Raw genomic sequence first — 19,250 nt, forward strand, 5'->3', positions numbered from 1 at the left:
GGCCGTCGTCCAGGTCCAGTCCAGGTCCAGGCCCAGGTCGGGTGGGTGCCCACTGCGCGTCCTCAGCGAAACTTTGCCGTTTCGCTTGATGTGGTCTAATCTCGACGTGTACGAAACCGTTTCGTTTACGTACTCGTTACCTTCGGACGACTTTCCCTGGAGTGGTTCCCCATGTCCCAGAAGACTCTGACCCCGAGCGGCCCGGAGGACGCCGAACTGGCGTCGTCCGAGTCCGGCTCCAAGCGGTGGTGGATCCTCGCCGTCGTCGCACTCGCCCAGCTGATGGTGGTCCTGGACGCCACCATCGTGAACATCGCGCTGCCGTCCGCCCAGGCCGACCTCGGGTTCTCCGACGGCAACCGGCAGTGGATCGTCACCGCGTACGCCCTGGCGTTCGCCTCCCTGCTCCTGCTCGGCGGCCGGATAGCGGACCTCTTCGGACGCAAGCCCGCCTTCCTCATCGGTGTCGTCGGCTTCGCCGCCGTCTCCGCCCTCGGCGGTGCCGCGACCAACTTCGAGATGCTGGTCACCGCGCGCGCCCTCCAGGGTGCCTTCGGCGCACTCCTCGCGCCGGCCGCCCTGTCCCTGCTCAACACGACGTTCACCGACGCCACCGAGCGGGCCAAGGCGTTCAGCGTCTACGGTGCCATCGCCGGCGCCGGCGGCGCGGTGGGCCTGCTGCTCGGCGGCATCCTCACCGACGCGCTCGACTGGCGCTGGACGCTGTACGTCAACGTCGTCATCGCCGTCGTCGCCTTCGCGGGCGGCTGGCTGCTGCTGTCCAACAAGCGCGACGCCGCGAACTCCAAGCTGGACGTGCCGGGCACCGTCCTGGTCGCCGCCGGTCTGTTCTCCCTGGTCTACGGCTTCTCCAACGCCGAGACCCACGACTGGGACTCCCCCGCCACCTGGGGCTTCCTGATCGCCGGCGGTGTCCTGCTGGCCGCGTTCACCTGGTGGCAGACCCGTGCCGCGCACCCGCTGCTGCCGCTGCGCATCCTGCTGGACCGCAACCGCGCGGCCTCCTTCCTGGCCGTGCTGATCTCCGGCGCGGGCATGTTCGGGGTGTTCCTCTTCCTCACCTACTACCTGCAGCTGAACCTGGGCTTCAGCCCCACCAAGACCGGTGTGGCGTTCCTGCCGATGGTCGCCGCCCTGATGGTGGCGGCACAGCTCAGCACCACGATGCTGGTGCCGCGGATCGGACCGAAGGCGGTCATCCCGCTGGGCTTCGCGGTCGCCGCCGTCGGCATGGCCTGGCTGACCGGGATCGGTGTCGGCTCCGACTACGTGTCCGCCGTGCTCCCGCAGCTGATCGTCATCGGCGTCGGCCTCGGTCTGGTCATGCCGCCGGCCATGCAGCTGGCCACCGGCGGGGTCGCGGCCGAGGACGCGGGTGTCGCGTCCGCCACGGTCAACGCCATGCAGCAGGTGGGCGGTTCGATCGGTACGGCCCTGCTGAACACGCTGGCCGCGAGCGCGGCGACCGACTACCTGACCGGCAAGGACGCCACCAGCAAGCTGGTCCAGGCCCAGGCCACGATCGAGAGCTACACCACCGCCTTCTGGTGGTCGGCCGGCTTCTTCGCCGCCGGCGCGCTGATCGCCTTCCTGCTCTACCGGCGCGGGGTGCCCGAGCAGGACCCGGACGCGGCACCGGTCGTCCACATGTGATCCGGCTCCACTGAGCCGCGCGCAGGACCGAGGGGCCGCCGTCCGCAGGGAGACGGCGGCCCCTCCGCGCTGCCCCGGCCATGCCGGCCGGGGCAGCAAGCTGCCGCCGTGGGACGACGGTCCGGCACCGGTGCCGGTCGGCACCGCGCTGCCTACGTGCCGTGCCCGCCGGTGGCCGCGGATCAAGTCATGGCACGGGCGCTGAAGTTGGGCCGTCCGCCGACTGGGTACGCACGAACCATGCGAATCAGCGTGGTGGACGTGGGATCCAACACGGTCAGACTGGCCGTCGCGGACGCGAAGGACGGGGTGCCGCTGCCGGTGCACACCGCCAAGTGGCGGCTGAGGCTGTCCGATCAGGTGAAACCCGGTGGGCCGGTGCCGGAGGAGGCGGTCGAACGGCTCGTGGGGGCGGTCGCCGAGGCGAGCAGGACCGCGGCCCGCTGGGGCGCGGCGGCCCCGCTGGCCTTCGCGACCGCGGTGGTACGCGGCGCCCCCAACCGTGAGGAGGTGCTGCACACCGTACGAACCCGGACGGGAGTGGGCCTGTGCACCCTGCCCGGCGAGGTGGAGGCGGAGCTGTCCTTCCTCGGGGCACGGCGCTGGATGGGCTGGCGGGCGGGGCCGCTCGCCCTGCTGGACATCGGGGGCGGCTCGCTCGAAGTGGCCTTCGGGCGCGGCCGGATGCCGGACTTCGTGGCCTCGCTGCCGCTCGGCGCGGGCCGGCTGACCCATGAGTTCTTCGAGGGCCAGGACCCGCCGGACCCCGACCGGGTCCGGGCGCTGCGCCGCAAGGTCCGCCATCAACTACGGGACGTGGCGGCGCGGATCCGGTGGGAGGGACCGCACACCGCGGTGGCCACCTCGCGCACCTTCCAGCAGCTCGGGCGCCTGTGCGGGGCCCCGCCCGGACGGCACGGGCCTTTCATGGAACGGCAGTTGCACCGGGACGACCTGCGCGACGCGGCCCTGCGTCTGGCCACCCTGCCCGCCGCCGAACGCGCTCTGCTGCCCGGCATCTCCGCGCCCCGCGCCATGCAGAGCCTGGCCGGAGCGGTGGTCGGGCACACGACGATGAAGCTCACCGGGATCAACACGCTCACCCTCTGCCCGTGGGCGATCCGCGAGGGCGTACTGCTGCGCCACATCGAGGACGGCGCGTCATGGTGGGCGGAGATCATGCGCCGCAACGAGGAGACCGCTCCCCTGGACCCGGTGCCGCTGCGCATCGCGAGTGCGACGAACTGACCGCGCGGGACGGAAGCCCGGGGAGCCGAGCCAACCCCGGAGAACAGGAGAGGACCATGTCCGACGCCCGGAAGCACGACCGTGGCGACGCCAAGCACCACAGCCGGACCGACGAGCCGCCGCGGACGGCGCTCGAAGAGGTCCTGCGCGAGGTCGAGGACGCCGAGGCCCGTACGCACGACTCCGCCGGGCAGCGGCGGCACCGGGGCGAGGCCGCCGAGGCCGTCACCCCGAACACCCGCGCCCAGGAGGAGTCCGAGGGCGAGTGACCTGCTCCGGCGGCGCGCCCACCGGGCGCGCCGCCAGGGTGTTCGGCCATAGCCCGCCCGGCCCGGACCGGCGAGCCCCAGCCCGGCGAGCCCCGGCCCGGCGTTGCCACCATGAGGATCACTGCCCGGAGCACACCCCACCCCGAGTTCAACGCGCGTGGATGGCAGGTGACGCCCGGGGTACCCGGGGCGCATGCCACACGTGAGCCAGGAACCACGGCTGCCCTCCGCCCGCGGGCCGGTGTCGGCCGCCGTCGCCGAGTATCTGCGGGGCAGCGGGCCGCTGCCGGGCCATGCGGAGATCGCGGACGCCGCCGCGTACGGCGACGACCTCCAGCTCGCCCTGTACCTCTGCTACGAGCTGCACTACCGCGGCTTCGACGGCGTCGCCCCGGACCTCGAGTGGGATCCGGACCTGCTGCGCACCCGGGCCGCTGTGGAAGACCGCTTCCTGTCCGCCCTGCGCGCGGACACCGCCGTACACGAGAGCGTGGACGCCGCGATCGCGGAACTCCTGGTGGAACCGGTCGACGGCAGCGGCGTCAGCCACTACCTGCGCAAGGAGGGCGAGCTGTGGCAGGTGCGCGAGTACGCGGCCCAGCGCTCCCTGTACCACCTCAAGGAGGCCGATCCGCACGCCTGGGTGCTGCCGCGCCTGTGGGGCAGGGCCAAGGCGGGAATGGCGGCGGTGGAGTTCGACGAGTACGGCGGTGGCCGTGCCGACCGGGTGCACGCGAAACTCTTCGCCGACCTGATGACGGACCTGGGCCTGGACACGACGTACGGCCGCTACCTCGACGCCGCCTGCGCCGAGCTGCTGGCCACGGTGAACCTGATGTCCCTGTTCGGGCTGCACCGGTCCCTTCGGGGCGCGCTGGTGGGCCACTTCGCGGCGGTCGAGATCACCTCCTCGCCCGGCTCACGGCGGCTGGCCGAGGCGATGCGACGCACCGGCGCGGGGCCGGCCGCCGAGTTCTTCTACGACGAGCACGTCGAGGCCGACGCGGTGCACGAGCAGGTCGTACGCCACGAGGTCATCGGCGGGCTGCTCGCCGAGGAACCACAGCTGGCGGCTGACGTGACCTTCGGGATCGACGCGACGGGCCACGTCGAGGACCTGCTGGCCGCCCGCCTGCTCTCGGAGTGGCGGGCCGGGCGGTCCTCCCTGCGGTCTCCCGTTGACATGGAAAGTCCTCATATCTCCTGAATGTCGGGGTACCCGGGCCAGGTGAATCCACTGGTACTGCCACTGGTCCTCCCAGGTGTGTACGCCCCGCAGGAGGACACCGCCCTACTGGCCGGAGCCCTGGCCGAAGAGCCGCTCGGGCCGGGCGCCGACGTCCTCGACGTGGGCACCGGGTCCGGCGCTCTGGCCGTCGAGGCCGCGCGCCGCGGCACCCGGGTGACCGCGGTGGACGTGTCCTGGCGAGCGGTGTGGACGGCACGGCTGAACGCCCGGCGGGCGGGCGTAGCGGTGAGCATCCGGCGCGGGAACCTCTTCGAGCCCGTTCAGGACCGGTTGTTCGACCTCATTCTGGCCAATCCGCCGTATGTGCCGGCCCCCATGGGCGTGCGGTTGCCGCGCGGCCGGGCCCGGGCCTGGGACGCGGGTCGCGACGGGCGTTTCGTGCTGGACCGGATCTGCCGGGAGGCACCCGCCCTGCTGCGGCCCGGCGGCGTCGTCCTGATCGTGCACTCCGCACTGAGCGATCCCGGCCGGACGCTGGAGCATCTGCGCTCGGCCGGGATGAAGGCGTCCGTGACCCGGCGGCGGCACATCGCCTTCGGTCCGGTGCTGCGGTCGCGGGAGGGCTGGCTGCGCGAGCGCGGGCTGCTGTCCCCCGTCGAGGAGAAGGAAGAGCTGGTGGTGGTCCGTGCCGAACTCCCCGTCTGACCGGCCGCGCCGGATCACCGTGCAGCGCCGGGGCCCCCTGTTGGTGGAGGGCCCGGTGGAGGTGGAGCTGGAGGACGGCACCACGGTCTCCTCCGACCGCTTCCGCGTGGCGCTGTGCACCTGCCGCCGCAGCCGGCGGTATCCGTGGTGCGACACCAGCCACCGCGACCGGCCGCACCAGCGCGACGCGTGAAGCACGACGCGTGAAGCACGACGGCGCGCGCATGACCTGAGGGGACGGCGGGCGGCCCCACTCCGCCCGCCGGCCCCCCGGTGCGGGATCACAGGTTCTCGCGAGCAGGGGCGGCACTCCCCATCTGCGGGCCCCTCGGGACACTCACGGGAACGTGCGATCCCGGTCTCAGAAGGTGAAGACGCTGTTCCCGTGGGAGCTCTTCACGCACTCGTTGGCGAAGGTCCGCTGATACGAGACACGCTGGCCGCGCCAGACGCCGTCCACGGTGACCACCACCGGGTCGTACTCCCTCGTGCACAGGACGTCGTCCCGGGCCGCGAGGGCGTCGAAGTCCCCGTCGGCGGCACGCAGTTCCGCGCACGCGGAGGCGGCGGCAGGGTGGGTGCCGGAGGGAGTGGGGGCGCAGCTCAGGGTGACCGCGCGTTCCGGAGTTATGGTGGCGGCGCTGTCGCCGTGACCCGTGGTGAGCACCAGGGCCGAGGGGGCGTAGAGCGAGGCCGGGGTGGCGGGTTCGGCGAGGGCGGCGCCTGCCAGGGGGCCGCAGACGGCGGTGGCCGTCAGACCCAGAATCGCTGCCCAGCGCGCGGTGTTCCGCATTGTGTGCATCCTTCCGCTCGGTTCGACGAGATGTCGGTACGCCGCGATCCGGCTCGATCGGTGCCGGTGCGGCGAGCGCGAGTCTGCCGAGTCCGGCACCGAAACTCACATCGACCCCACCGCTTTCAGTAACATTGCGTATTGAATCAGTGGCGTGAAGTAACAGAATTCGAACGCCTCAAGCCTGTAATCGCACGGGTCTTGATCGCGGGATCCGGCCGAATGGCCGGTATCCCCTCGCCGGGCAATAGGCCTGAAACATTCCGCTTCAGCCGTGGGCGCACTCCTGCTCCGCCCCTTGCGTTCCCTCTCGAACGGAGTAATCGTGATTACATGATTACAACAGAGCAGCGAGAAGAACTGCGCGGCTGGTTCGCCGGCCGCCTGCCGGACGACCTCTTCGAGGCGCTGGTCGAGGTCACGGCCGACCGCGAGGAGATCACCGTCATCGGCCGCGTCCCGGTCCCCCGGTCCGCCGACGACGTCTCGGACGCCGAGCGGGAGGCGACCGTGCAAGGGCGCGTCCAGGAGTTCCGGGAGCGCACCCGGGAGACCCGGATCGCCGTGGCACGGGAGGCCGAGCACCGGTTCGGGCGCAAGGTGTCGTGGGGCGTGGAGTGCGGCGGCCGGCGGGTGCTGTTCACCCATGTGGCGGCGCCCGTGATGACCCGGCTGCGCCAGCCCGAACGCCAGGTCCTCGACACCCTGGTCGCCGGCGGCGTCGCCCGCAGTCGCAGCGACGCCCTCGCCTGGTGCGTCCGCCTGGTCCAGCGCCACACCGACGACTGGCTCGCCGAACTGCGCGACTCCCTCGAACACGTCCAGCGGGTCCGCGCGCAGGGACCGGACACCGAGCCCGCGGATTCCACGACGGACACCGAGTGAGAGGGGGGCGGATGACGCGGGCCTGACCCTCCTCGTCCCCGGCGGGCGAGCCCCCGCGTACCGGCCGGTATGGTCGGGGCGACGCGGCTCGGCGAGGAGAGGCGGGGCGGTACGCATGGGCAAGCACTGGGCGGACTTCCAGTACGAGATCTACCTGAACGGGATGTCGGGCGCCGTACCGCGCCTGCCCACCGATCTGACCCGGCTGGAGGAGCTCACCGAGCAGCGGCTCGGCCCGGGCCCGGTCGGCTACGTGGCGGGCAGTGCGGGCGACGGCAGTACGGCCCGCGCCAACCGGTCCGCTCTCGAGCGCCGCCGGATCGTGCCCCGCATGCTGCGGGACGTGCGCGAACGGGACCTGTCCGTCGAGGTGTTGGGCCGCGCCCTGCCCGCGCCGCTGGCTCTCGCGCCGGTCGGGGTGCTGTCCATCATGCATCCGCAGGCCGAGCCCGCCGCCGCCCGGGCCGCGGCCGCGCAGGGCGTGCCGTACATCCTGTCGTCGGCGTCCAGCACGCCGATGGAACAGGTCGCCGAGGCGATGGGGGACGCCGAGCGCTGGTTCCAGCTGTACTGGCCCAAGGACCCCGAGGTGGCCCGGAGTTTCCTGGACCGGGCGAAGGCGGCCGGGTTCACCGCGCTGGTCGTCACCCTCGACACGCCTCTGCTGTCCTGGCGGCCCCGCGACCTCGACCAGGCGTATCTGCCGTTCCTGCACGGCGTGGGCACCGCCAACTACTTCTCCGACCCGGCGTTCCAGGCGGGCCTGGCCAAGCCGGTGCACGAGGACCCGAACGCGGCGGTGATGCACTTCGTCGGCATGTTCTCCGATCCCGGCAAGACCTGGCCGGACCTAGCGTTCCTGCGGGAGCACTGGGACGGGCCGATCGTCCTCAAAGGCGTGCTGCACCCGGACGACGCACGGTTCGCCGCCGACGCGGGGATGGACGGCGTGGTGGTCTCCAACCACGGCGGCCGGCAGGTGGCCGGCTCGGTCGCGGCGGCCGACGCGCTGCCACGGGTCGCGGCAGCGGTCGGCGACCGTCTGACCGTCCTGTTCGACAGCGGCGTCCGCACCGGGGACGACGTCTTCAAGGCCCTGGCTCTCGGAGCCGAGGCGGTACTGCTCGGACGGCCCTACGTCTACGGCCTCGGACTCGACGGCCAGGCGGGCGTCGAGCACGTGATCCGCTGTCTGCTCGCGGAGTTGGACCTCACGCTGGCCCTGGCGGGCCACGCCACCCCGGCGACGGTCGGGCCCGAGGACCTCAACGAGGAGCCCGCCTGAGCGTCGGGGTGGCGGTTTACACCCCCTAGGTCCGGTCGGACAGTTCCGCCGGCCGGGCGCCGGGGGTCTTCGTCCCGGTGACCGACAGCGAGCCGGGAGTGGCCGTCGAGGCCGGACCGGCCAGCCAGCGCTGCTCGGCGGAGCCGTCGCGGACCTTGACCACGATGTCGGCACCGGGGTCGCCGGAGGTGGCGGCGAGCGCGAGCTGCTCGTCCCAGCGGGGCAGCAACTCGCCCTGCACGGTGAGGTCGTAGCGCACGTCGTCGGCGCGCTTCGTCTTCTCGCCGGCGCAGGTACCGAGGACGACCACCCCGGCGTCGGCGTGCGAGTCCAGGCAGAGGTCGGGGTCCGCCACGCTGCGCAGCAGCCCGTCGCTCTCGTACGACCACTGCTGGGCGGGCGCGGACGAGCAGGCCGCCAGTTCGGTCCCGGCCCCGGACCTCGGTTCGCCCTCGACGGCGAGGCACAGGTCGGCGTCGATGTTGCGCAGCGTGGTGCGCCCCGGCGCGGTGGGGAGCTGAGCGGTGCCGGAGGAGGCGCCCGGCGGGGCCTGCGAACCGGCTCCCGGCGCAGCGCCCACGCCGCCGTTGGCGCTGGTGGAGGCGGCGGGGTCGACGCCGTCCTCACCCGACAGACCGGCCACCAGCACGGTCGCGAGGAGTCCGGCGGAGGCCAGGCCCGCGCCGGTCAGAAGCGTTCGTGAGGAGCGCAGGCCGCGGGGCATGCGGCGGCCCGCGGCGGAAGGCCCCGGCAGCAGCCGCCGGCGTCCGCCGCCGTGCCGGGCGGAGCCGCGGGTGTCGGACGACTCCTGGCTGCGGCCCGGCCGGGTCTCGAGATAGCTCCCGGCACCCCAGCCGAGCACCGCCTCGGCGAGCAGTGCTCCCAGACCGCCCTCGAAATGGCTCAGTTGTTCCGCGGCGTTTCGGCAGAAGCGGCACTCCCCCAGATGCTGCTGGACATCCGGCAGCAGGGCCCCGCCCCGGCGAATCGGCACATCGAGGAGTCGGTTGTAGAAGCGGCAATCCTTGGTCGGCGCGAGTTCCCGATGGGCGAGTACACAACCCTCGCGGAGTTTTTCACGCGCCTGTTCGAGAGCCGCCGACGCGGTGTCGGTGTCCAGGCCCAGGAGAGCTGCGGGGACTCCAATACCCTCCGCCTCCACCTCGACGTGCCACAGCAAACACCGGGCGAGTCCGGGAAGGGCGTGGAATGAACGCTCCGCCAACTTGCGATGTTCGGGCGTCATCGACTTGGCCGCGCGCATACCGCGGCCCCCGGAGGGTTTCCCCAACTCGGGCAGCAGCCCGGATATCCGGTCCTCGGCCGCCCACTGTCTGGTCAGGTCCCGTACGGTCACGAGTAAGCGCGGACGCAGCGCCACGGCGGGCTCGCCGAGGGTGAGGCGGTCGAGGACCTGGTGGAAGGCCGCGGCGGTGACCATGGAGGCGGTCTCCCCCGGGCCGTCGACGCAGATCGCCGCGTACTCGTGGGCGGGCTGCCAGTGCCGCGTCATGAGCAGCGCCACAGACTGGCCGACCTCGACATCCGGCCGGCCTCTCAACGCGACGCCGAGGCTTTCGTCCGATTCCTCGGGAACCCCGCCGGGCGGGGGGTAGGCGGGACGAGGGGGGTGGGGGGTGGGCACTGAGCGGGTTCCTTCCCACGCGCGTGGAACACAGAAGTTCTGGTTGCCGGAAAGGAGCCCGGACCGGCGCGTACCTTTCGGGCGTGGGCGTGGGGAGTGTGAATTCACCGACTTCGTCCGCCCCGGTTCCCCACGGGGTGAATGCGGGCCGGCCCTTACCCCCCACACCGGTTGTTCACCCTTGCACAAGTCACTCACGACCAACAAGGCGCCCGGGCAACATCCACATCATTGAAGGAAAGTCAGATTCGGCCGCGGGCCCGGGCGACTCTCCGGGGTTCGTATCGCCTTTCGCTCCCCGCATGCGCCCCGTGTGAATCACGCGCACACGCCGAAGCGGTACGCACTCTTCCTGCGCACACCTCCGAGCAGTGCACTGGAACCGGCCTTTCCTCGGAGGCCCCGCGCAGGACTGCGGCTCTCCTGCGCGCAGCAGGCCGCCGGCCCCGTTCCTCCGCCCTCGGCCGGCGGCCCCGGGGTGGGCGGGGGGGGGTGCGACGCCCCGGGGAGCGTCAGATCTGCCAGGAGCGCAGCCGGTCGGCCGCGCCGTACACGTCCGTCTTGCCGGAGATCAGGTCACGGGCGAGGTCCACGAGCGCGCCGTACGGCGGGTCCATGCCGACGCCGCTGACGAACATGTACGCCACCGCCGTCGCGCAGGCGAAGCGGGCGTTGGCCGACGGCAGCGGCTTCAGCAGGGCCAGGGTGTGCAGCAGCGCGGCGGCCCGCCAGGCCGGGTCGGAGTCCACGCCCAGGCGCGGCGGGTCGACGCGGTGCCGGGCGACGGCGGCGACCAGGGCGGAGAAGTCGTTGATCGTGGGCTGGTCGGGCAAAACCTCTTCGTGCCGCTGGAGCAGCCAGGGCACGTCGATATGGACGACAGCGACCATGGGTCAGGCGACCCGCCCCTCGCTCTTGACCGGCGACTCGTCGTCCGGGAAGGCCTCGGCGAACTCGTCGGCATGGGACGCGAAGAAGCGGCGGAACGCCTCCGCGCCCTCCTGCAGCGCACGGTGCCGGGCGATGTCGGCGGCGGCCGCCTCCCGGACGAGGGCCTTCATGGACGTACCGCGCTCCTTGGCGATCTGCCGCAGGTCCTCTAGCTCGCGGTCGCTGAACTCCACGTTGAGAGCTGGCATGCCCCTACGGTACCGCGAGGGTACTTATGCGTAAATACCCGCAGGTCAAGCACACTACTGTGTGGTACCGACGGCACCGGGAAGCCGGGCCAGGCACCCGCCGGGCGAGAAACCGGAATCGTCTTGGACCACGGCCGGTGAGGGGCTCCATGACCGCGCTCATGGAGCCCCCGCTACCGCTTGGCCCGGCGGCTACTCCTGGTCCGCCACGAAGGAGGCCATCCGGGTCAGGGCCGAGTTCCAGTTGATGGTGTGCTCGTTCGTCGACCACGACTGGATGTCGTCGATGTAGCAGAACTGGCCGACGCAGCCCTGGAGTTTGCCCTGCGCGAAGGGGTCCTGGATGCTCGAGTTCGGTCCGCCCGCGAGGGTCCCGTCGGGCGGGGCCGGCAGGCTCGGGTCGAGCTGGCGGGCGTACCAGCGGCTGTGCTGGTTGTGGGCGGCGACCTCGCCGTAGCCGGTCACGTACGACATGTTCAGCGCGTTGCGTCCGAAGACGTAGTCCATGCTCTGGACGGCCCCGTCCCGGTACTTCGCGGCGCCGCTGATGTCGTACGCGGTGGCGATGACGACCGCGTTGTGCAGGATCTGGTGGTTGGAGCCCCAGTCGTAGAGGTTGTCGGCGGGGGCGTAGGGCATGCCGTACGGCTGAGCTTTCAGGGTGGTCAGATAGCGGTCCGCGCCCTTGATCACCGACTGGCGCACCTTGTCGCGGCCGGGCAGTCCGCTCGGCACCGTCGCGAGGTCGAGGCGGGCCGCCGCGGCCGTCCTGGCCCAGTCGTAGCCGAGCGGGCCGAAGATGTCGGCCGTGTGCACGGGCGAGGCGAGGACGTGGTCCGCGAACGCCTTCTCCCCCGTGGTCAGGTACAGCTCGGCGGCCGCCCAGTAGAACTCGTCGGTGGCGTCGGAGTCGGCGTAGGCACCGCCGCCGATGCCGTCGTTCGGGTCGGCGTACATCGCGGGGTGCGCCCGGGCCGCCGTCCAGGCCTTGCGGGCGGCCGCGAGGGCCTTCGCCGCGAACGCCTTGTCGTAGGGCCGGTACAGGCGCGCCGCCTGCGCGGCCGTCGCCGCCAGGTTCAGGGTGGCCTGGGTGCTCGGCGGGTGCAGTTCGCGCTTCTGCGGGTCCTCACCGGGCAGCAACGGCAGGCCGGTCCACTGCTCGTCGTGCACCTTGTGGTGGGCCATGCCGGCCAGTGGCTGTCCTTCCGGCACCTGCATCTTCAGCAGGAAGTCGAGCTCCCAGCGGACCTCGTCGAGGATGTCCGGCACCTTGTTGCCGCTCTCCGGGATGGCGAGGGAGCCGTCGCCCAGCTTGGCCGGCTGCCCGGTGCGGGCGATGCGGGACCGTTCGTAGGTGCTCAGCAGCTCCCAGGTGGAGATGCCGCCGTTGACGACGTACTTGCCGTGGTCGCCGGCGTCGTACCAGCCGCCGGTGACGTCGAGCGTGTAGTCGCAGACGCCGGGCTGACAGGGCACGTTCGAGTCGCCCTGGTTGGGCGCCACGTCGACGTGTCCGGCCGCGCGGCCGTAGCCCGGACGCAGGTCGTCGCGGATCGCGATGCCGCTGCGCTGGGGGTAGTAGTACTTCACGGCGTCCAGGCGCAGCTTCTCGTAGGCGCCCGTACCGATGTCGAAGGGGTGGCTGGTCTCGCCGTCGGCGACCAGGGTGAGGCCGGTGCCCCGCTTCTTGTAGGCGCCGAAGTCGATCGAGTGGACGTTCTGTCCGGAGGAGGCGTCGGTGCCGCGCGGCACGGTCGTCCCGTGGGCGACCACCGCGCCGCCGGAGTTCTTGAGCTGCCAGGGCAGTTTCGCACTCGCGTCGGTGACCAGCGTGGCGTTCTTCGGGCCGGCGGGCAGATAGGCGACCTGGTTGACCCGCACCCGGGGCCCGGTGTCGGGCTCGTAGACCTCGGGCGGGACCCCGCCCAGCAGCGACACGTCGTCCATACAGAAGCGGAACGGGTCGGCGCTGCCGCCGAGTTGGAAGCCGACCTGGCCCTGAGCGGTGTCGACGGGCGAGGTGAACGTGTAGGAGTAGGAGTTCCCCGACACGCTGAGCTGCGGGGTCACCTCGAAGTAGGTGTCGTACGGCGCGACCGACAGGCCGACGATCGCGCGCACGACGTGTCCGTCGGGCGTGCCGTTGGCGGTGAAGGAGAGCTTGTACGACTCGCCCTTGACCAGGGTGAGGTCGTTCTGGCCGACCGCGGCGTCCCAGCGGTTGGCGGTGCCGCCCGGCACGTCCGCGCACAGCTGCCCCTCGGACAGACCGGCGGTGACGTTGCTGGACGCCCACCAGGGGGCGGTGGTGGTGTCGAAGGTGCCGTTCTCCAGCTGCTCGACCTCGTCGGCGGCGGCGCCGGGGGCGGGGAGGCCCACGAGTGCCGTCGCCACCAGGGCGGTCAGGGACAGCAAGGCGGTTCTGCGTCGTTTCACGTCTGGGCTCCTCGGGGGAGGTGCGGGGTGACGCTCGTCGTGGGAGCGCTCCCAGAAGCGGACGCAGGCCATGTTTGTTCCAGGCATGACACCCCGTCAACGGTCCGGACGGGACTGGTTTCCCGTCCGGGCCGTGATGTCACCGGTTCAGCCGGCCGGCACCTCCAGCCTGCTGATGCGTATCCCTCCCCGGGCTTCGCCGGGATGGGCGCTGGTCAGCGTGAGGCGCAGCCGGGAGCCGCGGGCGGCGTCGAAGGTGATGACCGTCGGTTCGTCCGAGGCCGTGCCCCAGTCGACGGACGCTCCCTCCACGGGCAGATACCGGTCGCCGTCCCACACCTCGGCCTCCACGGAGGCGGGCAGGCTGTGGGCCGCGCCCAGGGTGAAGGAGACCTCCGCCCGCGCGAAGGTGCGGGTCCGTCCGAAGTCCACGCAGACCCAGTCCTCGGCCCGGGCGCCGCTGAACGCGGGCAGCAGGGCGGTGGCCGCCTTGCTGAAGGCGTTGGACCAGCCGGTGGCCGGGTCGCCGTCGAGCATCGCGGCGGGCAGCGTGTCGGGGCGCCCGGAGTAACTGGCGTCGGCGTGGGGGTGGTTCGGGGGCGCCGGGTGGTCGGGCTCGAAGGCGGACGCCGGGGTGGTGGCCGCCGACCGGGCGTGCGTGGTGCGCACGGTGGCGGTGTCCGGCCGAAGGCCCGCCACGCGGGCGGTGACCTTCAGGGCGCCCGGTTCGGTGCCGGACCGCACGATCGCGAGGGCCTTGCCGTTGAAGGCCGTGCGGGTGCTCGCCTGGTAGCGCTCGGCGCTCTCCTCGCGTCCGTTGTCGAGCCCGGCGAGTGAGCCGCCGCGCACGGTGAAGGAGATCAGGTGCTCGGCGTCGGGCACCACCACCCCGCGGGCGTCGACGATGTCAGCGGTGACGAAGAGCAGTGAACGGCCGTCGGCGGGAAGGGACTTGCGGTCGGCGGTGAGCCGTACGGCGTGCGGTTTCCCGGCGGTGCGCAGGACGTCGGTGGCGACCACCTTGCCGCCCCTGCGTGCCACCGCCTTCAACTCGCCCGGCCGGTAGGGCACCTTCCAGGTCAGGTGGAGTTTGCCCGCGCTGCCGTTCGGGCTGGTGTAACTGCCCGGATAGGGGCCGTCGATGAAGGTCTTGTCGTCGCCGGTGGCTTCCGTGGTCTCCAGGTAGGCACGGCCGTCGGTGGTCTTCTTCGTGTCGAAGTTCCGGGTGCCGAGGGACCTGCCGTTGAGGAACAGCTCGACGGTGGCGACGTTGGAGTACGCCCACACCTCGACGGTGTCGCCCTCCTCGTGGTTCCAGGTCATCGGCAGCAGATGGACCATGGGCTCGTGCGTCCACTGGCTCTGGAACAGGTAGTACATGTCCTTCGGGAAGCCGGCGGTGTCGACCGCGCCGAAGAAGGACGCCTTCACCGGGAAGACGTCGTAGGGCGTGGGTTCCCCGATGTAGTCGATGCCCGACCACAGGAACTCACCGGTGAACCACTTGCGGTCCCGGTCCTTCTTGTGGCCGTACTCGCCGCTCATGGTCCAGGAGGCGAGGTTGTTGTCGTACGACGAGGTCGCCCGCCGGCCAGGCGTGTGGTTCTCGCCGGTGTTGAGGCGCTCCGGCTCCTGGTAGGCGCCTCGGGTGGAGGTCTCCGAGGACGACTCGGACTCGAAGAGGAACAGGTGCGGGTAGCGGGCGTGCAGGGCGTCCACCGACTTGGCGGTGTTGTAGTTGAGGCCGAGGCCGTCGATCTTGGCGAGGATCAGGTCGCCCGGGGAGCCCTCGGCGGGCACCGTGCGGTGCCGGTGGGAGCCGATCACGACCGGGCGGGTGTCGTCCGACGCCTTGACCGCGGCGATCAGCCGGTCGGCCATGGCGAGGCCGGAGGTCGAGGTGAACTCGGAGATCTCGTTGCCGATCGACCACATGACGACGGCCGGCGAGTTGCGGGCGGCCAGCACCATCTCGGTGATGTCCCGGTGGGCCCACTCGTCGAAGAACCGACCGTAGTCGTAGCGGGTCTTGGGGCTCTTCCAGCAGTCGAAGGCCTCCACCATCATCACGATGCCCAGCTCCTCGCAGACCTCGATCATCTCCGGGGAGGGCGGGTTGTGGGAGGTGCGGAAGGCGTTGACGCCCATCGACTTCATGATGGTCATCTGTCTGCGGATCGCGTCGATGCTGACGGCGGCGCCGAGCGCGCCCAGATCGTGGTGCAGGTCGACGCCCTTGAGCTTGGCGTAGCCGCCGTTGAGGTGGAAGCCCTCGTCGGGGTCGAGGCGGAAGGTGCGGATGCCGAAGGGGGTGCGGTAGGTGTCGACGGTCTTGCCGCCGACCCGCAGTTCGGTCTCCAGGGTGTAGCGGTGAGGGGCGGCGAAGTCCCAGAACTCGGGTCTGGGGACGGTGAGTTCGTGGGTCTCGGTCGCCTCGGTCTCGACGCCGACCGTGGTGGCCGTACGGGCCACCGTACGGCCCGCCGGGTTTCTGATCCGCGAGCGGACCTCGACCTCGCTCGCGGTGCCGGTCCCGTTCAGCACGGAGGTTCGTACCCGGACGAGCGCCCGCTCGTCGGTGATGTCCGGTGTGGTGACGTACGTGCCCCAGCGCGCCACCCGCACCGGTTCCGTGACCACCAGGCGGGCCTCGCGGTAGATGCCGCTGCCCGAGTACCAGCGGCTGCTGGGGAGCCGGTTGTGCACCTTGACCGCGATCACGTTCTCGGTGTCGCCGTCGGTGTGCAGCAGGTCGGTGACGTCGAAGGCGAACCCGGTGTAGCCGTAGGGGTGACGGCCCACCTCGGTGCCGTTGCAGTAGACGTGGGAGTCCATGTAGACGCCGTCGAACTCCACCGATATCCGCTTGCCGGCCAGGGCGGGCGGCAGCGTGAAGGCGAGGCGGTACCAGCCCAGGCCGCCGGGGAAGAACCCGGTCCCGCTGGTGGTGCCGTGCTGCGTGGTCGGCGCCAGCTCGATGCTCCAGTCGTGCGGCACCGCCACCTCGCGCCACGCCGAGTCGTCGTACCCCGGGGCGGCGGCATCGGCGTACTCACCGGTCGGATCCGTGATCCCGCCCGGGTTGACCAGCGCGAAGCGCCAGCCGTCGCGCAGCGCGACCGTGCGGCGGCCGGACGCGGCCCCGGAGGCCTCGGCGGCCGACGCCGCCGAGGTGCCCAGGAGCGCTCCGGTCGCCGGAGCGGCGGCGGAGGCGAGCAGAAGCGATCTGCGAGTGACCGTCATGACGGCTCTCCCTCATCAGGGCCCAGAAGTACTCACAACTGATCGTGAACAAACAGATTCTGACGTGATGCCACGCGAACCCGTCAAGGGTGCGGTGAGCCGCTTCCGCCCCAGGCGTCACATCGGCCGGATTTCCCCCTTGACCACCGCTTTCCGGCAGATCCCGCCCGCACAGGGGTTCCGGTCCGCGCGAGAGCGCGACCCACTAGGCTGGGAACGATGTGGCGCGCCTGTTCACTGTGAGTGTCCGCGATGGAGTGGCGACGATGAGTCCGGTGTATCCGTTCGACGATGCCGCGACAGCGCGGGCTGTCATCGACGACGCGGGCACGCTGGTCGAGTGGAACGAGGGCGCGCGCCTGCTGCTCGGCTGGCCGGCCGTCGAGGTCGTGGGCCGCCCGGCGACGGACCTGCTGGTCAGCACCGGCCAGGACGCCGTGCGGATGCCCGAGCGGGCTCGCTGGGACGGCACCCTCACCCTGCGTCACCGCAACGGCTCGACGGTGGCCGTCTGGCTGCTCGCCCACCACAAACACGCGGCGGACGGCTCCCGCCACTGGCTGGTGGTCACCCCGCTGACCGGCGACGGCCCGCACGCGCCCGACGACCCGCTCGACCGGGCCGAGCTCGTCCAGTCACCGTGCGCCGTGGCGATCTACGACGAGCGGCTGCGGCTACGGCGGATGAACAGCGCCATGGCCGAGGTCCTCGGACTGCCCGAGGAGCGGGTGCGGGGGCTGCGGGTGCCCGAGATGAGCGGCCGCCCGCAGAGCGACGACATCGAGCAGCACCTGCACCGGGTGCTCGCCACCGGCCGGGGCCACGACGTGCGCACGTACGTGCCGATCGGCGGGGACGGCCGGATGAACGCCTGGCTGGCCCGGGTGGCCCCGATCACCGACGTCAAAGGACGCGTGCGGGGGGTGTGCGTGGCCGCGCACGACTTCACCGACCAGTACCAGGCCCAGGAGCGGCTCCAACTCGTCAACGAGGCCAGCGTCCGCATCGGCACCACCCTCGACGTCACCCGGACGGCCCAGGAGCTGGCGGACGTCTTCGTCCCCGCCCTCGCCGACTTCGTCAGTGTCGACCTGCTGGACCCGCCGGAGGCCGGGGGTGAGCCCTTCACCGGCCGGCCGACCGCCCCGGTGCGGCTGCGCCGGGCGGCCCACCGGTCCGTGAACCCGGGCAGCCCTGAGGCGGTGGCCAAGCCGGGCCAGCTCGAGGTCTACCCCACCCCCTCCCCCCAGGCCGACTCCCTGGAGGCCGGCCACACCATCGTGGCGTCGACGGAGACCCGCGACCTCGTCGAGTGGCTGGCCTGGGACCCGGTGCGCGCGGACCGGGTCAGGGAGTACGGCATCCACTCCACGATGTCCGTGCCGATCCAGGCCCGCGGCCAGACCCTCGGCGTCGCCGTGCTGACCCGGTTTCGGCGTCCTGACTCGTTCACGCCGGACGACGTCCTGCTGGCCGAGGAGGTCACGGCCAGGGCGGCCGTCTGCATCGACAACGCCCGCCGCTACTCCCGCGAGCGGGAGACCGCCCTCGCCCTGCAGCGCAGTCTGCTGCCCCGCTCGCTGCCGAGCACCGCCGCCGTGGAAGCCGCCTCGCGTTATCTGCCGGCCGCCCGCGCGGGCGGTGTGGGCGGCGACTGGTTCGACGTGATCCCACTGTCCGGGATGCGGGTCGCGATGGTCGTCGGGGACGTCGTCGGCCACGGCATCCAGGCCTCGGCCACGATGGGCCGGCTGCGCACCGCCGTCCGCACCCTCGCCGACATCGACCTGGCCCCGGACGAGCTGCTGACCCACCTCGACGACCTCGTCGTACGGCTGTCCGCGGAGGCCGGCGGCGACGGCAGCCCCGGCGAGGTCGGCGCCACCTGCCTGTACGCGGTGTACGACCCGGTGTCGCGGCGCTGCACCCTGGCCCGGGCCGGGCATCCGGCACCGGTCATGCTGCCGCCGGGCGGGCCGCCCCGGGAGGTCGACCTGCCGCCGGGGCCGCCGCTGGGTCTGGGCGGGCTGCCGTTCGAGTGCGCGGAGCTCGAACTGGCCGAGGGCACCGTGCTGTCGCTCTACACCGACGGGCTGATCGAGACCCGCGACCGGGACGTCGACGCCAGCCACGCGCTGCTCCGCGACGCCCTCGCGGCGCCCTCCGGATCGCTGGAGGAGACCTGCGACCGGGTCCTGCACGGCCTGCTCCCGCCGGGCGGCGCGCTGGACGACGTGGCGCTGCTGCTGGCCCGCACCCGGGGGCTGCCCGCCTCCCAGGTCGCCACCTGGGACATCCCTGCCGACCCGGCACTCGTCGCGCCGATCCGCAAGCAGGTCGTCGCCCAGCTCGCCCGCTGGGACCTGAGCGAGGTGACGTTCACCGCCGAGCTGGTGGTCAGCGAGCTCGTCACCAACGCCATCCGGTACGGCGCCCGCCCCATCAGGCTCCGGCTGATCCACGACGAGACCACCCTGATCTGCGAGGTCTCGGACACCAACCACACGGCTCCGCATCTGCGCCGCGCCAAGACCTGGGACGAGGGAGGCCGCGGTCTGCTGCTGGTGGCCCAGCTCACCCAGCGCTGGGGCAGCCGGCACACCACCGACGGCAAGACCATCTGGTCGGAGATCTCGCTCGTCGACGAGGAGTGAGCCGGGCCCCGGCGCCCGCGGTGTCCCGGGGCCCGCGGTGTCCGGGGCCTGCGGTGTCCCGGGGGCACCGGCGTGTTCACCTCGT

At 72.0% G+C, this 19,250-nt stretch carries 15 protein-coding genes; 9 read left to right on the top strand and 6 right to left on the bottom strand.

The window, feature by feature from the left end; translation table 11 throughout:
- The first annotated feature begins 171 nt into the window (after positions 1-171).
- From AQJ84_RS21470 to AQJ84_RS21495, 6 genes are all read left to right on the top strand, one after another.
- Entirely contained in the window at positions 172-1,674 is a 1,503-nt protein-coding gene (locus AQJ84_RS21470) for an MFS transporter (RefSeq protein ID WP_053193858.1), read from the top strand.
- 240 nt (positions 1,675-1,914) lie between these two features.
- The gene (locus AQJ84_RS21475) at positions 1,915-2,922 is read left to right on the top strand and encodes a Ppx/GppA phosphatase family protein (RefSeq protein WP_030045318.1); all 1,008 of its coding nucleotides are present in this window, start codon (positions 1,915-1,917) and stop codon (positions 2,920-2,922) included.
- A 56-nt stretch (positions 2,923-2,978) separates the two neighbouring features.
- Positions 2,979-3,191, top strand: coding sequence for a hypothetical protein (locus AQJ84_RS21480; RefSeq protein ID WP_030045317.1), 213 nt, complete (start codon positions 2,979-2,981; stop codon positions 3,189-3,191).
- 193 nt (positions 3,192-3,384) lie between these two features.
- A complete protein-coding gene (locus AQJ84_RS21485; RefSeq protein WP_053193861.1) occupies positions 3,385-4,398 on the top strand; it encodes an iron-containing redox enzyme family protein in 1,014 nt (337 codons plus the stop codon).
- Positions 4,399-5,085, top strand: a complete 687-nt coding sequence (locus AQJ84_RS21490; protein ID WP_030045315.1) for a HemK2/MTQ2 family protein methyltransferase — start codon at positions 4,399-4,401, stop codon at positions 5,083-5,085.
- Positions 5,066-5,278 (top strand): CDGSH iron-sulfur domain-containing protein, encoded by a 213-nt coding sequence (locus tag AQJ84_RS21495; protein WP_030045314.1) that lies wholly within the window; start codon positions 5,066-5,068, stop codon positions 5,276-5,278. Before AQJ84_RS21490 ends, AQJ84_RS21495 begins: the two co-directional genes overlap by 20 nt.
- Before the next feature lie 168 nt (positions 5,279-5,446).
- Here the strand turns inward: AQJ84_RS21495 and AQJ84_RS21500 are convergent, their stop codons facing one another.
- The gene (locus AQJ84_RS21500; protein ID WP_030045313.1) at positions 5,447-5,878 is read right to left on the bottom strand and encodes a protease inhibitor; all 432 of its coding nucleotides are present in this window, start codon (positions 5,876-5,878) and stop codon (positions 5,447-5,449) included.
- A 333-nt stretch (positions 5,879-6,211) separates the two neighbouring features.
- Here AQJ84_RS21500 and AQJ84_RS21505 point away from each other — a divergent pair, with 333 nt between their 5' ends.
- Entirely contained in the window at positions 6,212-6,763 is a 552-nt protein-coding gene (locus AQJ84_RS21505) for a hypothetical protein (protein ID WP_030045312.1), read from the top strand.
- 115 nt (positions 6,764-6,878) lie between these two features.
- Positions 6,879-8,048: a lactate 2-monooxygenase gene (locus tag AQJ84_RS21510; protein ID WP_030045311.1), complete on the top strand. Its 1,170-nt coding sequence runs from the start codon at positions 6,879-6,881 to the stop codon at positions 8,046-8,048.
- Positions 8,049-8,073: 25 nt separating this feature from the next.
- On the opposite strand, the gene AQJ84_RS21515 is transcribed toward AQJ84_RS21510, so the two are convergent.
- From AQJ84_RS21515 to AQJ84_RS21535, 5 genes are all read right to left on the bottom strand, one after another.
- Positions 8,074-9,693 carry an RICIN domain-containing protein gene (locus AQJ84_RS21515; RefSeq protein ID WP_059198852.1) on the bottom strand — a complete coding sequence of 540 codons (1,620 nt, stop codon included), beginning with the start codon at positions 9,691-9,693 and terminating at the stop codon, positions 8,074-8,076.
- A 512-nt stretch (positions 9,694-10,205) separates the two neighbouring features.
- A complete protein-coding gene (locus AQJ84_RS21520; RefSeq protein ID WP_053190470.1) occupies positions 10,206-10,583 on the bottom strand; it encodes a toxin Doc in 378 nt (125 codons plus the stop codon).
- A 3-nt stretch (positions 10,584-10,586) separates the two neighbouring features.
- A complete protein-coding gene (locus AQJ84_RS21525; RefSeq protein ID WP_030045792.1) occupies positions 10,587-10,832 on the bottom strand; it encodes a hypothetical protein in 246 nt (81 codons plus the stop codon).
- 192 nt (positions 10,833-11,024) lie between these two features.
- Positions 11,025-13,268: a glycoside hydrolase family 9 protein gene (locus tag AQJ84_RS21530; protein WP_053190468.1), complete on the bottom strand. Its 2,244-nt coding sequence runs from the start codon at positions 13,266-13,268 to the stop codon at positions 11,025-11,027.
- A gap of 147 nt (positions 13,269-13,415) precedes the next feature.
- Positions 13,416-16,511, bottom strand: a complete 3,096-nt coding sequence (locus AQJ84_RS21535) for a glycoside hydrolase family 2 TIM barrel-domain containing protein (protein WP_030045788.1) — start codon at positions 16,509-16,511, stop codon at positions 13,416-13,418.
- A gap of 266 nt (positions 16,512-16,777) precedes the next feature.
- Between AQJ84_RS21535 and AQJ84_RS21540 the strand changes: the two genes are divergently transcribed.
- Complete coding sequence (locus tag AQJ84_RS21540; RefSeq protein WP_053190466.1) at positions 16,778-19,165, top strand: SpoIIE family protein phosphatase; 2,388 nt, start codon at positions 16,778-16,780, stop codon at positions 19,163-19,165.
- The last annotated feature ends 85 nt before the right edge of the window (positions 19,166-19,250 follow it).

Source organism: Streptomyces resistomycificus (genome assembly GCF_001514265.1).
GTDB classification, from domain to species: domain Bacteria; phylum Actinomycetota; class Actinomycetes; order Streptomycetales; family Streptomycetaceae; genus Streptomyces; species Streptomyces resistomycificus.